This is a genomic window from Agrobacterium sp. CNPSo 3708 (assembly GCF_028674915.1).
Lineage (GTDB): Bacteria > Pseudomonadota > Alphaproteobacteria > Rhizobiales > Rhizobiaceae > Agrobacterium > Agrobacterium cavarae.
The window spans coordinates 250,280-262,994 of the sequence record NZ_JAQZSF010000004.1 but is presented as its reverse complement, the minus strand read 5'-3'; the positions used below and the strand labels follow the sequence as shown (position 1 = coordinate 262,994).

Annotated in this window: 12 protein-coding genes and 1 tRNA gene; 2 read left to right on the top strand and 11 right to left on the bottom strand. The window is 55.0% G+C overall.

The features are described 5' to 3' along the window. The first annotated feature begins 18 nt into the window (after positions 1-18). Both PVA19_RS11220 and PVA19_RS11215 read left to right on the top strand, forming a co-directional pair. Complete coding sequence (locus PVA19_RS11220) at positions 19-1,737, top strand: type IV secretory system conjugative DNA transfer family protein (RefSeq protein ID WP_274102468.1); 1,719 nt, start codon at positions 19-21, stop codon at positions 1,735-1,737. Then, positions 1,709-2,623: a M48 family metalloprotease gene (locus PVA19_RS11215; protein ID WP_274102467.1), complete on the top strand. Its 915-nt coding sequence runs from the start codon at positions 1,709-1,711 to the stop codon at positions 2,621-2,623. Before PVA19_RS11220 ends, PVA19_RS11215 begins: the two co-directional genes overlap by 29 nt. A gap of 69 nt (positions 2,624-2,692) precedes the next feature. On the opposite strand, the gene PVA19_RS11210 is transcribed toward PVA19_RS11215, so the two are convergent. The 11 genes from PVA19_RS11210 to PVA19_RS11160 form a co-directional block, all read right to left on the bottom strand. After that, the gene (locus tag PVA19_RS11210) at positions 2,693-4,576 is read right to left on the bottom strand and encodes a UvrD-helicase domain-containing protein (RefSeq protein WP_274102466.1); all 1,884 of its coding nucleotides are present in this window, start codon (positions 4,574-4,576) and stop codon (positions 2,693-2,695) included. Next, the gene (locus tag PVA19_RS11205; protein ID WP_274102465.1) at positions 4,573-6,903 is read right to left on the bottom strand and encodes an AAA family ATPase; all 2,331 of its coding nucleotides are present in this window, start codon (positions 6,901-6,903) and stop codon (positions 4,573-4,575) included. The genes PVA19_RS11210 and PVA19_RS11205 overlap by 4 nt, the downstream gene beginning before the upstream one ends. 151 nt (positions 6,904-7,054) lie before the next feature. Then, on the bottom strand, positions 7,055-7,510 hold the full coding sequence (locus tag PVA19_RS11200) for a hypothetical protein (RefSeq protein WP_274102464.1): 456 nt from the start codon (positions 7,508-7,510) through the stop codon (positions 7,055-7,057). Positions 7,511-7,531: 21 nt separating this feature from the next. Further along, positions 7,532-7,804, bottom strand: a complete 273-nt coding sequence (locus tag PVA19_RS11195; RefSeq protein WP_274102463.1) for a hypothetical protein — start codon at positions 7,802-7,804, stop codon at positions 7,532-7,534. Positions 7,805-7,884: 80 nt separating this feature from the next. Further along, entirely contained in the window at positions 7,885-8,724 is an 840-nt protein-coding gene (locus PVA19_RS11190) for a hypothetical protein (RefSeq protein WP_274102462.1), read from the bottom strand. A 118-nt stretch (positions 8,725-8,842) separates the two neighbouring features. Beyond that, positions 8,843-9,904 (bottom strand): MobQ family relaxase, encoded by a 1,062-nt coding sequence (mobQ, locus tag PVA19_RS11185; RefSeq protein WP_274102461.1) that lies wholly within the window; start codon positions 9,902-9,904, stop codon positions 8,843-8,845. Positions 9,905-10,191: 287 nt separating this feature from the next. Next, entirely contained in the window at positions 10,192-10,527 is a 336-nt protein-coding gene (locus tag PVA19_RS11180; RefSeq protein WP_274102460.1) for a type II toxin-antitoxin system RelE/ParE family toxin, read from the bottom strand. Positions 10,528-10,529: 2 nt separating this feature from the next. Further along, positions 10,530-10,805: a type II toxin-antitoxin system ParD family antitoxin gene (locus PVA19_RS11175; RefSeq protein WP_274102459.1), complete on the bottom strand. Its 276-nt coding sequence runs from the start codon at positions 10,803-10,805 to the stop codon at positions 10,530-10,532. A gap of 77 nt (positions 10,806-10,882) precedes the next feature. After that, a complete protein-coding gene (locus tag PVA19_RS11170) occupies positions 10,883-12,049 on the bottom strand; it encodes a tyrosine-type recombinase/integrase (protein WP_274102458.1) in 1,167 nt (388 codons plus the stop codon). 86 nt (positions 12,050-12,135) lie between these two features. Then, positions 12,136-12,211, bottom strand: a tRNA-Lys gene (locus PVA19_RS11165). Between the two features lie 161 nt (positions 12,212-12,372). Beyond that, complete coding sequence (locus PVA19_RS11160) at positions 12,373-12,624, bottom strand: GlsB/YeaQ/YmgE family stress response membrane protein (protein ID WP_062427424.1); 252 nt, start codon at positions 12,622-12,624, stop codon at positions 12,373-12,375. Between the last annotated feature and the right edge of the window lie 91 nt (positions 12,625-12,715).

Genomic DNA, 12,715 nt, shown 5'->3' with positions numbered 1-12,715 from the left:
TAGGCTGGGGGCAGTCACATGAGCAAATTCGATCCATTAGGCGATCTGGAGCGCAACTTCAGCCTCGCCAAGAAATGGGGCACATGGGGTTTCAAAGCCGGACGCAATCTGAAAGCTCGTCTCGCACGACACGAGGTCGAGGAGCGTTACGGCCCCGAAGTGGCCGACGCCGTAGAAGCCGACATTCGTGCTGGACGTGATCCTAAACCCAGACTGGAGCGGGCCGAACGCGACCGTATGGCCCGCGAGGAACGCGAGCGCCAACTGGCAGACCCTCCACCTATCTATGGTTCGGCCCGCTGGCCTACCTCACAGGACCTCAAACTCTATCTCCGCGATCGCGCTGCCTTTGACGATCCCCGCTCGATCCTTCTCGGCACGTTCACTGACGAAAATCAGTCGACACCCGCCGGGTTCGCGCACTGGGATGGCGATGGCCATCTGCTGACAATCGCGCCAACCCGCTCCGGCAAAGCGCTCACCACAATCATCCCCAACCTGCTGCGCTATCAGGGCAGCTGCGTGGTTCTCGACCCCAAAGGCGAACTGTTCGAGGAGACCTCGAAATGGCGCAGCACACTCGGTCCGGTCTACCGGATCGCGCCGTTGGATAACGGTTCGGGCAAGCCCGTACATCGCTTCGATCCTCTCAGCCGTGTCAAAAAACAGTCCGACGCCAGGGCGATCGCGCAGATGATGTTTCCGCATGATCCCCGTTCGCCGTCCTTCTTCATGGATGACGCCGTCGGTATCATGACCGGTTTCATGGTTTATACACTTATCGAGGCGCCGCCGCACCGCCGCACACTGGCCACGGCGAGCCAGATGGCGATGCTGAAAGAGCAGGAACTGTTGTCGGTCGCGCAAGCAATGGTGAACGTTCCCGCAACGCATAAGGCAGGCACAATCATCTTAGCGAAAGACGCGCAACGCGGGCTGAAGGTTTTGCAGGAAAGCCTCTCCAGCAAGTTGTACGAATGGGGTGACCCCGACATCCAGCGGAGCCTGAGCGGGAACGATGTCAACTTCGAGAGTCTCAAGGATCATACCGCAACGGTCTATATCGAAATCCCCTTCCATATGATGCAGACGTTTTCAGGCTATCTGCGGGTGGTTCTCAAAGCTGCACTCGACGCCATGCTGGCCAACCCGCGCGTGCCCGACATACCGGTGCTGTTTGTGCTGGATGAGTTCCTCAACATCGGCCCATTCCCGGAATATCGCGACGCCATCCGTACCCACGCCGGGGCAGGGGTCCGCCTGTGGTTCTTCCTGCAAGATATCTACTCAATTGAGCAATATTACCCCGGCAATAGCTGGCGTCCGTTTCTTAACTGCGCTGTCAAGCAGTTCTTCGGCATCAATGACCCGGAGACCGCCAAGATGGTGGGAGACTATCTCGGTCATAAAACCCATGCGATCCGCACGACCAGTTCCAGCACCAATGTGTCGTCGCATCTGGGCGGCTGGATGGGTGAGGGGTCCACCAACAGCGGATTTTCAATGACCGAGGGCATCCAGTTTCTGGGGCGTCCGTTGATGACGTCCGACGAGATCAAGGAATTGCTCAGCGGTTGGCAGGGCGACGGCTGGCGCTACGGCATCACCGACATTCCAGGCGTGCGTCCGTTCAAGACGCAGCTCGTGGTTCACGAGAAAAGCGAGAATTGCCGACAGCGCGTCGGCATGATGACAAAGGGGGAATGGCATGGCAGAGCAGACACCTCTCAAGCATAGCACGTTTTCAACATGGCTCGGCCTCGTACTGGGAACCTGGGCGGGACTGGCCTGGGGCAGCCTGATCTCGGCGTCCATCGGGATCGGGGTTGGCGTGGCCGCAGGCAGCGTGTTGGGCGGATTTCTCGCCGTGCCTCTCTGGGGCACCGTCTGGGGCTTAATCTGCTTGCGCCGCCACCGCGAATTGGCGGTCAAGGATCACGGCATTACCCTGTTGCCAGAAGATGATCCGCTGGCGCAGCGGGTTTACGCGCTCGCGGCTCGTCTGGGCCTGCAAACCCGCCCGTGGGTCGGTACCATGCCGCACAACAACGCCTATGCCATCGGTTCCGGTGCCAACAGCGCCATGGTGGTCGTGGGCCAGCCACTGCTGGACACTTTGAGCGAAGCGGAGGTGGACGCCATTATCGGCCACGAACTAGGCCACATCGTCAACAATGACATGCGTCGCATGGGGCTGGCACGCTCGTTCCAAAACTCATTGGTGTGGTACTTGGGTTTCTCGGACACATTGCAGCGCTGGGGCCGCTGGTTCCTTACATGGGTATCGGAACTGTACGTGCTCAGCATCTCGCGCAAGCGGGAATACTGGGCCGATGCCTTCGGTGCGGCGCTGACCAGCAAGGCGCACATGATCGCAGCGCTTGAAAAGCTGCACAATGTACCCGACCTCAGCGAGTTCGAGCGCAAGGAAGCGCGATTGATGTTCCGGGGCGTGGCGGAAGGCTCGTGGCTCTCAACCCATCCAACTCTTGAAGAACGGCGCGCAGCGCTGGAGGCCGAGACCTATCTGGAGCGCATTCTGGAGTTGAAAGGACGTGATGCCTGGGGTGCGACACCACAGATTTTGCCGACGGTGGACAATATTGCTTACGCTAAAAGCTAGCCATCTGAGGGCCAACTCAACATGATCCCAGAAACATAACGTCAAAGCTGATCGAATTAAGGGGCGAGCTCATTCGAGAAGTATAACCTCGTCATCAGTAAACCAGCCTCGATCGACGACGTGAGTTTTGACGGCAGACGGATTTGAGGAATAAGCAATAAGGCACAAAGCACGTTCTGCTCGGCTACATGTCACATAAAATAGACGACGTGTAGCCGCTAAAATTTTGTCCTCAGCAGACGCAGCAGAGAACAGTTTCTCGTATTTGAATGCAAATCCACCTGCCTCCGCATCGTCCATAATCACCATGACTCTTGGAAATTCGAGGCCTTTCACACCTTGATGAGTGTCAAATTGAGCCAAGCCTGCCACGTATTTCTGGTAAAGTTGGATTTGATGGAAAGGCGCGTTTAAAAAGTTACCGATAGCAATATCTCGTTCGGCCCGTTGATCATCCGTTTCCTCATCGAAAACTTGCTGTCCGTCGAGTGTTACCTCTGCAGTTTCATTGCTTATATCGAACTCCGCTCCGGCGAGCGCTGGGCGCAATACATCTGGGATAGCAAAAAGCCCGCTGTTCTTTACATTTTGCAATATGGCGAAGAAAGTAGGAGATGCATTCTCAGAAAAAAGTGCGAGGAGTGATTTGACAGCTTCATCGACTTTTTTCAGATGGGCTTTCTGATTTTCGGCAGCTTTCAGCCTCTCAGGTAGCATCAAAAGCGAATGCTTGGTGATCACGCGCATCAATGCAAATTTGTCATGCTGCGCTTCAATAAGTGGAGCAATACGGGTCGCAAAAAAAGTTAGGCACGGTAGAGTGCCGTCACGAAGGCCCGTGCGGAAGGGTTCGAATCCATAGAGGGGTTCGTAAAGCTCAATAAAACCAAGCCGCCGCGCCGCCATCTTATGCTCAAGTATCAGACTTTTGATTGCCTCAGGCTCGGTCCAAGCTTCATCGGCAGCTATGTTAGCCATTTTGGCAGCGATCTCTTTCTCTCGGGCCGCTTTATCTTCAGTATTTGTGGGTAGAACGTACATCCTAACAACGCCATCTAGGGCGTTTTCGGCAGGCTTCTGCGATTGCCCGTCCGTAGCTTCACGAATCTTCGATAAAAGGCCGATAATCCGCTTGGGACACCGGAAGTTTAGTACTTTTACGGGTGTCGCCCAATCAGCAGGAAGGTTCTCTCCTAGGTCGTCAACGCCGTCGGCGTAAATGCGTTGCATCATGTCACCAAACAAGCCTAGCGCCACAGCTCCCTTGTTCTCGGCTTGGAACGCAAACAGAGCTCCAATAATATGTCGGTTGGTATCTTGGCTCTCATCAATCAAGATAAAAGGAAACCCATCCCTTACAACGCGCTGCAAGGTCTTCTTCCCACGAAGTAAAGCCCCCGCCATCTTGAGAACATCGGAATGATTTAGCGAGCCCTTTCCTCGATTTTCTCCGTCGGGGTTGTAAACGAATGACGAAACTGAATCTAAGGTTTCTAGCCGCTTGCTCTTTGATGCGATGTCGGCGAGGCGTTCGGCAGACGCTTTAGTGCCTTTTCGCCCTTTGGCTTCCTTTTCTCTGAGCTCTTCGATATCGTCGCTCAATGCTATGCGCAGCCATTCTCGAATATCGTGGTTAAACCCCTTGAGAATGGACCATGCGAAAGCATGTATCGTAGACACCTCAAACAGTGGGTCATACTCGGTTCGGCCAATGATCTCATCACGGGCTTTTTTGGTGTAGGTAATGATGGCTACGCGTTTGTTTCGAAGCGTCAATTCCTTACCATGCCTGAGACGGATGTGCTTAAGTGCATTGACGAGAGACCTGGTTTTGCCGGAGCCCGCGCCAGCGAATAGGAAAAAGCTGCGTGGTTCAGTCAATGAAAGGCAGGCCTTGATCTCATCTTCGACATGCTCGTCTATGTCGTCGTGTTTGGTAGCAACGTCAGTCATGCAACCTGCTTGCTTTTTGGGGCCAGACTTTCCTCTGTCACTCGCAATTTATCTGTCAACCAAGTGAGACCGCTTGCGATGTAATCAGGCACAAGCAACTCATTTTTTTCGTCATCATATAATATATTCAGCGCGAACTCAGCCTTCTCAGACTTAGCGATATCGGTCCGAATTCTCGACACCAAGTCATCGAAAGTGGGTGCCTCAGTCAAAGATTTTTTGTAACGCGCGCCCAATCCGGTGCCGTTGTAAGATCTGAAGAAGGGAATGTTTTTAAAGAAAAGTGCGTCTTCAAAAGTGTAGGAGAGAGCCTCTACCTCTGTTCCATTGAATGAGGCCGTTACTGGTGTCTGATACGCCGACCTAACCGAGAACCCACTTGCATATGTCTTTACCTTCTCGTCTTCGGAAAGGCCTACCAGATCATCGACACCGGTTATTGCGGGGATCCAGTTTCGCAGCGTCTCATTTCGGGCTTCCTGGCTGTCTCCAAGCCGAGGCGCAACGGCCTTTCCGGTGGAGGGGTCTTTGGCGTCGAGATCAGTGATGATGAGGGTGATTAGACCCAAATGTTCGATAAGGGATCTTAGACGATGGGCATGGCTACCGCCAATCTCGAGCCACGAGATATAGCAGTGCCGAAGGTACTCGAACTCTCTCCTCGTTTCCACGAAATGCGGGACCAAGATGCGTTCCGCCGATCCCTCAATTAACACCGCCCCGTCGGCAAAAAACAGATCGCAATGTGTGGCTTTGAGGTAGCGTTTCACAAATCGCCCGGTCTTGTCGTCCGGACCAAACATATTCTTGAGATTGATCACACAAGCTGTCGGTACTTCTTGTGAGCGAGATGCAGGCAATCTTCTGAAATAGCGAAGTGATTCAAAATCGCTGGAGTGAGCGATATGGCTTGAATGGGTGCTGACCACTAATTGCGTTCTCAGGTGCTTGGAGTCCATGAGTTGATCATGGTTCCTCAAGACCTTGAAGGCATGTTTCATGAAAACCTGCTGAACCTGAGCGTGCAAATGGGCTTCTGGCTCCTCGATAAGCACAAGATGGAGAGGCGGAGGAAACCGGTGGGCACTTGTCGGATCAAGTCCAGCTTTTCCGACCTTCATCCAGCCGTCACGAAAGCTCATCAACGCGAACACCATAGAGACGAGGTTTTGGTAACCCAACCCATTCGAATCTTCCGGCAGTGTTCCTGGTGCACCTACTGTTGTGGATGGGATGTGATACTGAACAGCTGAAGCGTGATTAAGCCCGTCTTGAAGGCGGATGTTTGTAGCTATCCTCAACTTCGGGTCCGTCACTCCCGGATAACCAAGGAACTCTAGCTCTTTCAAAGCGTTGGCAAAACATACTGTTAGTCTGTCATCAAACGCCCTTCGGGCACCACTCAGAGCTTGGAGAGCTTTCAAATCATCAAGTTCGGGCGTGTCGGTGGGATCAAGATGTTTATCGTAATAGCTGCGAAGTTGTGTTGATAGCTTCTTTCCTCCGCGTGTTTCCGATGTTTCAGCGCCGTCTCCGTTTGCCACACGATTTGCAACTTGCTGGCCAAGGCCACGCTGAGCGTTAATTTCGTTTACCCGAATGAGACCTTCGAGCGGGTTTTTTTCAAGATGCTCGGCCCCCGCGCTTAAAGCCTGCGGATGTGCAACTCCTTCTATTGGATCGACTAGTTTATTAGGGTCCAGAAGATATGGTTTTATTCGAAAGAATCTTCCGATTCTTCGTTCGAGGAAATCCATTAGAGTTTCCGGCCATAAAGCCACCTCAACCTGCTCCCCGCCAAAAGAAGCTTGAGCGATGGTTTCGCTATTCCTTTTTCGTAGAACACAGTACTCGTTGCGGATAATTTGGAGATCATCCGGTTCAAATCTCAGACGCACCCCTAGCAACCCACTTTCCCAATCCAACGTGGGGATAAGCGGTCGGACATAATGCATTTCACCGTCTGCGACATCGAGCCAAACATCAATATGAGGGAGAAAATCAAAGAAATTTGGAATCGGTTCGTCGTCGTTTAACTCTTGTATTTCACTAGCTGCTTCCGCCTCCGCCACAATCAGAGCGGGAGCGGGATGGTCGTCACCTTTTTCCCAGGCATCACCAAAGGCGTTTATTCTTGACCAGTTTGATAGTGTAAAGTCGGTAACGGAAAATTCTCGAGGCTCTACAAGAAAACGTCGTAATGCAGTCATCGCCGAGGTCTTGCCGCTGTTGTTTGCTCCGACAAACACAGTTTTTTCCTGCGATAAGTCTATTCTAGCTGCATGCAGTTTGCGGAAATTTCCGACTTCAATCTGACTAATGATCATGATTCCTCCCGCCGAAGGAAAACATAAATCCGTTTTGCTTCATGATCAACTACAAGTGGATTTAGATTATACTAAAGCATATCTCGACCACGGAAGTGCAGACCCCTGATCGGTTTTTGTTTCGGACAGATAGATAAGCTCGGGACCATAGTTACCGCTTTAACCAATCCAGATAATCCTCGGGCTCCGGCCCTTCACGCTGCACCTCATCCAGCATGCGTTGTTCGGCTTCGTGGTGGGGATGCCGCTCAATATGATCCGCGCCGCTATCGGGGAGTGGGGCGTGCAGCCAGTCCAGCCGGTCTTCGTCCGGTGACACGCGGTCGTTCCAACCCTCCGCGACAATCTGTTCACGGGGACGCTCGTCCTGCTCACGCAGACGGTTCTCCAGATCTTCAATCCGTGCAGTTACTTTGCCGAGATCGAACATAAGCCCCAACTGGGCATTGTGCCGTTCGCTGAGCATCGACAGGGCTCGCCCGACATCCTGTGTCTGCGATGCGGCGGAATGCATGGCCCGTTCAATCTGATAGTCCATGTCCCGAATGGTCTCTTCGAGCGTTATGGCATGTTCGCGAAGCTGGTCCAGTTCGGCCTTCATGTCCATGGATGCCTCCGCAGGCGGACGTTAGTGGGCGTAGTGATAAGCAGGCTGGTGGTCGGGTTGTTCTTGCAGTTCAATCACGAGATAGGCACGCAGCCGCTCGCCGGAGTTGACAAGCTCCTGCGCCCGCATATGGAAATAAAACGCGCCTTCCCGTAAATCCTCGAGGATATTGGGCAGGGTTTCCGCCTGATGCTTGCGCCGTGTCCAATAGGCAAGGCGCTTGCGCCGCCGGATAAGGTCGTTTTCAAGCCACGCCAATTCTGCGCGGGCTTTCTCCCGTTGCTCATCGGACATCACGCGGACGCCCAATACTGATCCTGTGTAAACCGTTGTCATGTCAGCATGATGGGACGGGTTCTGCCCTTATGCAAGTGCTACCAGGGCGAACGTACCTGTTCGTGTGAAGGGTCCTCTTCGGAAGGCGAGGTCAGGGGCCGCACCTCGATGTCAAACCAGTCGAGGTGGTCCTCCAGAACCGCAAGGGTCTGCCGGTTACGGTCATTTTCCATCTCTTGGCGCTCGCGTTCGTTGACGCGTTCTTCCAGTTGTTCAATACGCGCGGTCAACTCGCCCAACTTGAACCCATACTCCTGTTTGCGGGCGGCAATCTCCTCAAGGTACTCAATGATATTGTCCTTGAGGCGAGTGCCGTCCTTGTGACGCGCGATGGCGGATGCACTGTCCTTGTCCAAGCTGCCAAGAACTTCCTCCAGATGATCCGTTTCCTCGTGGAGGAAGCGGAGTGCGTCATAGTCGGAGCAGGACGCCTTTGACTGGTCGCGCATGTCAGGGGCAACCACCAAATACTCGTCTCTGTCATTCCGGGTCGGGTTGGGCTGGGGGCCATATCGCGTTGCATAAGCACGCTCGGCAGCTTCGAGGTTCTTGCGGTCCTGCGCATGTGCGTCCCACAGGTCGGGGAGGTCGCGCCGGGCTTCGTTGGCCTCGGCACGTTGGGCGCGGCCTTCGCGGGTCAGCGGGTTCCCGCGTTTGACGCCGAACACGCTCGGTCCGGTGTCTTCGTAGAACCGGTTTCGGAGTTCGTCAGCACCCCTGTTCTTATAGAATCTGTCGATACGCGGCCCGGCGAGGTCAGGACGCATGTAGCCCTTATGCAGGGCGTTGTTGCGCGCCGCCCTGCTTTTTTCTTCGCGCGCACGTGCGGCAGCCAAATCCGCTTCATGCAGGCGGCGTTCTTGCGCATCTACACCCATGGTTATGCTCCTTGTCGAAAGAGATTATCATTCCCGAGTATGCACGTATGGCTATTGTCTCTTGCTAGAACGTGGCAAGAAATGACGTCCTGAAGCCTTTCTTCAGGTGTGGCCCACTCTACCGGTGCTTACGGTCCGGCTCCTGCCAGGAGCCATCTCCGGCAGGTGCGGAAGGCCTTTGGTCGCTCGCGTCCAGCCAGTCGAGATGGTTTTCCCAGCGCTCCAAGACGGTCTCATCCTGGGAACTAATGGGAGAATTAAGCCAGTCCAGCGTATCGTCAGGTGCAAGCCGGTAGGCGGCGGCATCGTCGTCCGTCAGAGTGCGGCTGTTCTGCCGCTCAATGACCTGCTGTGCAGCAGTAGGATCGCCGTTCGGCTCTTGAAAGACGGGAGGTTCCTCCCGTTCAAGGTCGCTTAGCATCCGCCCTTCGGCCGCTGCAAGCTCACGGGGGTGAATGGGTGAGCCATCAGGATCGGGCACCGGTAGGTCACGGTCATCATGTTCGGATGTCATGCGTTCCCTCTCTCGCTGGCGCTGCCTCTTGGCGCGCCGTTCCTGTTTGTCCGGGCCGCGATGCTGGCCCGGCGTGTGGTCAAGCTTGCGCTTGGCGTAGCTGCGGCTGTCGATCACGGCAGACACGCCCGCCGCTTTCAAGGCGGCGTTCGCGACCCGCTCCCAGGTCGCACGGGCGTCGGTGATGAACTGGCGTCCGTCGGCGCTGCGGATCTTCGGGCCAAACCCCTCGGACGTCACCACACGGGTAGTCAATAGGATATGGACATGGGGGTTATGCTGGGTGCCGTCGTCGTGGATGGCAAAGTCGGCAACAAACCCCTGCGCCGTGTATGCATCGGCCATAGCATGGGCCACAGTGAGCCACGTGGAGTGTGGCAGTTCACGGGGCAAGGCGAATTCGATTTCCTTGGCCAGTCTGGCATCGTGCCGCCGTTCGGCCAATTCGACCGCATTCCACAATGTGGTGCGGTCGGCCATCCACTCTGGCGCGCCAACCGGCAAACGGATGCCGTTTGCGATCACGTCCCGTCGCCCACCGAAATCCGACAGCTTCTCCTCGGCGTCGTTCGGCAGAACTTCACCCGCCCGATACGCAGCGGCGGCGACAACGGAGCGCCCGTCGCCCCGGCTGATGTTTTTGACATTCAGGTGATAGATAGCCATTCACCTTGCTCCGGCACGGACGGGGTTCAGGGGTGTCCCCTGACGCACTTGCCGGTTTTCTCCAGACGCCGTGCGGCTGGTTAGAAAAGCGAGCAAAGCATCACCACCTCTTCAATGCGTACACATTGGTGATGCGTAGGTGCGCTGTTACGCATTGATGCACGGCAGCCCGGAATGTTCAAGATGGCTGTTTCTCAGACGATGACACCAACTCTGTGGCAGGGGCTAATCCCGTTCCTTACTGGTGGCACTATATTCGGGTGGGAAGAAAATGCTGGTCGAGCCGCTTACTGGTCATTCTCCCCGTATTGCGGTCTCTCCCCCAGATAAAGAGCTTCATAGTCTTCGCGGCTGTGAAAGATATTTGTGATCTCCACCACCTCGGTCACGAGGTAGGCGATGATGGCAGACCGTTCGAATGGCACTGTCCGTAAGCCAGGATACAGGTCGTCACGGGCACGCCCCCCGTTCGGGGCATCCCCGATCTTGCGGCAGCGAGTCATCATTCGTTCGGTAAACTTATTGGCGACCTCACGGCTCTGGCTCAGAATGGCAATGTCGGTATTAATCTGTTTGAGGTCGTTAATGGCTTCGGGTCTGAATGTAACGGTAAGGCGGCGCATTGTCAGACTGCGTTGACCTGCTCATTCATGAAGCGGCGCAGTTCAGCTTCTGCCTCGTCGGCACTCAAGCTTGGGCGTGGGTCTTCGAATGAGCGGCGAATGCGTGCGCGAATGGCGTTGAGCCGTTCGGCATGTTCCTGCCGCTCCCGCTGCCATACCCGCATGGCGTCACGCACCACTTCGCTGGTGGAGGCATATTCGCCGGCATCCACGGTTTCGCGGATCATGCGCAGCATCTCCGGCGTCATCGTGATACTAATTTTCTCGGCGGATTGCATGGCTCGACCCTTTCATTGTTCCTTCTTATAGATGGTAGCATAAAATCCTACCTGACACCAAAAGGATTTTGATTTGGCTAATCCTGTGCGGCAGGTTGAAGCGTCTTCTTTACCCGTCTCACGTTGATAGCCTTGGCATCCAGCGTGTTTTTAAGATGCACCGCATAATGCTTCTCGATCATTTCAACGCTCGTCCGGCAGTTCTTGGCAATCTGGTAAATATCCGCGCCTTCCAGCAGCCGCAGGCAGATATAGGTGTGGCGCAGGCTGTAGGCGGAACGCCGGTTGCCCTCACGATCAAGTTTCAGGTCGCAGTCGCTGAGGACACGGTTGAACTGCTTCTTGTGATCCTGGGGGAAGACGAGATCGGTTGGCTTGGGGCTATTGCGCTTCACCAGCCGCTCAAACGGGTACACGGCACCCGTGGTGCTCTTGCAGTAGCCAAAGCCGCGCTTGCCCCGCACCTCGATCAGCAGAATGCGCTCGTCGCTCTCGTCGTCCTTTTCTATGGTCACATCACGGTATTGCAGGCGATTGGCCTCGTCGGGCCGGAGGCCGGTGTTGGCCATGAAGAGGATATAGTCATGCATCTGCTCCAGTGGATACTCCCACGGCAAGCCCTTTGCGGCTTTGGCACGCTCTCGGGTGTACGTGTAGAGCTTCTTGTATTCCTCGGGAGAGAACCAGCCCCGGTGCGTGACCTTGCTGGACGCCTTGTACGGTGCCGAGAAATCAGGAAGGTGGCTGATCCAGCCGTGACGCAGGGCGGTTTTCATGACCTGCCGCAGGGTTACGGTCTCGTGGTGCAGGGTGCTGCGTGAAGGCACCTTGCCGGTCTCAGGATGGGGTTGGAGGCGCGTGACGCGGAACTCCTGCACCTTGCCCGCCGTGACCGCGCTGAGGCCCATCTTGCCGAAATAGGGCAGGAGGTGGTTATCCAGCCGCGATTCGTGGTCTTTGACGTATTTGGGATTTCGCTCACCGTTGGTGAGGGCGACGTATTCCTTCAGGAACTGTTTGGCGGCGTCCGCAAACGTTCGTTCCATTTTTAATTGGCCGATGCGGCTTTTGCCGCGCAGCTCCAGATACCAGTCCTCGGCAAATTCTTTCGCCAGCGCCAGACTGTCGGTCTTGGAGCTGACGCGCCATTCCTTGCCGTCGAGATAAGTGGAGCATTGCCAAAGGGAACTATTGGCGCGGCGGTAGACGCGAACCTTGTCACCCAGAACGGAATGTGAGGTCATTTCATCCTCTCAGACTGTGCGAGACATGTGTGAGAGTGATTCTAGCCGCTTTGCGGCTAAATTCAATGCTAAGTGCTTGGAAAGATTGGTGGGTGATGTAGGGCTCGAACCTACGACCCGCTGATTAAGAGTCAGCTGCTCTACCAACTGAGCTAATCACCCGACCGGCACCGTGTGGCGGTGTGAGGGGGCGTATAAAGGGGTTCATTTCCCTTGTCTAGCGCCAATGATGAAATATTCCGATTTTTCTTTTGAGTGGCATATCATTTTCAGAAAAAAGCCCGGAAATCCGGGCTTCTTTCATCAGAGATTTTTTTGGCGACCTAGCGTCTTATTGCTCGCGCCACGGCGATCAGGATGCAGGCGCCGATGAAGCCAGCGATCAAGTATCCAATCCAGCCGCCCAAAACGATTCCGAACACCGACAGGATGGCGTTGGCGATCACTGCGCCGACGATCCCGAGAATGATGTTCATCAAAACACCCATATTGCTCTTCATGAACTGCTCTGCGAGCCAACCGGCGATGCCACCGATAATGATTGCTGCGAGCCAACCGATACCTGCTGATTCCATGATTACCCTCCATCTATGGACACTATTTGCTTGTGCGCACTTTAATGGTTGAGACGAAAAGAAGTTCCACGGCTTGAGTATGATGCTGCTG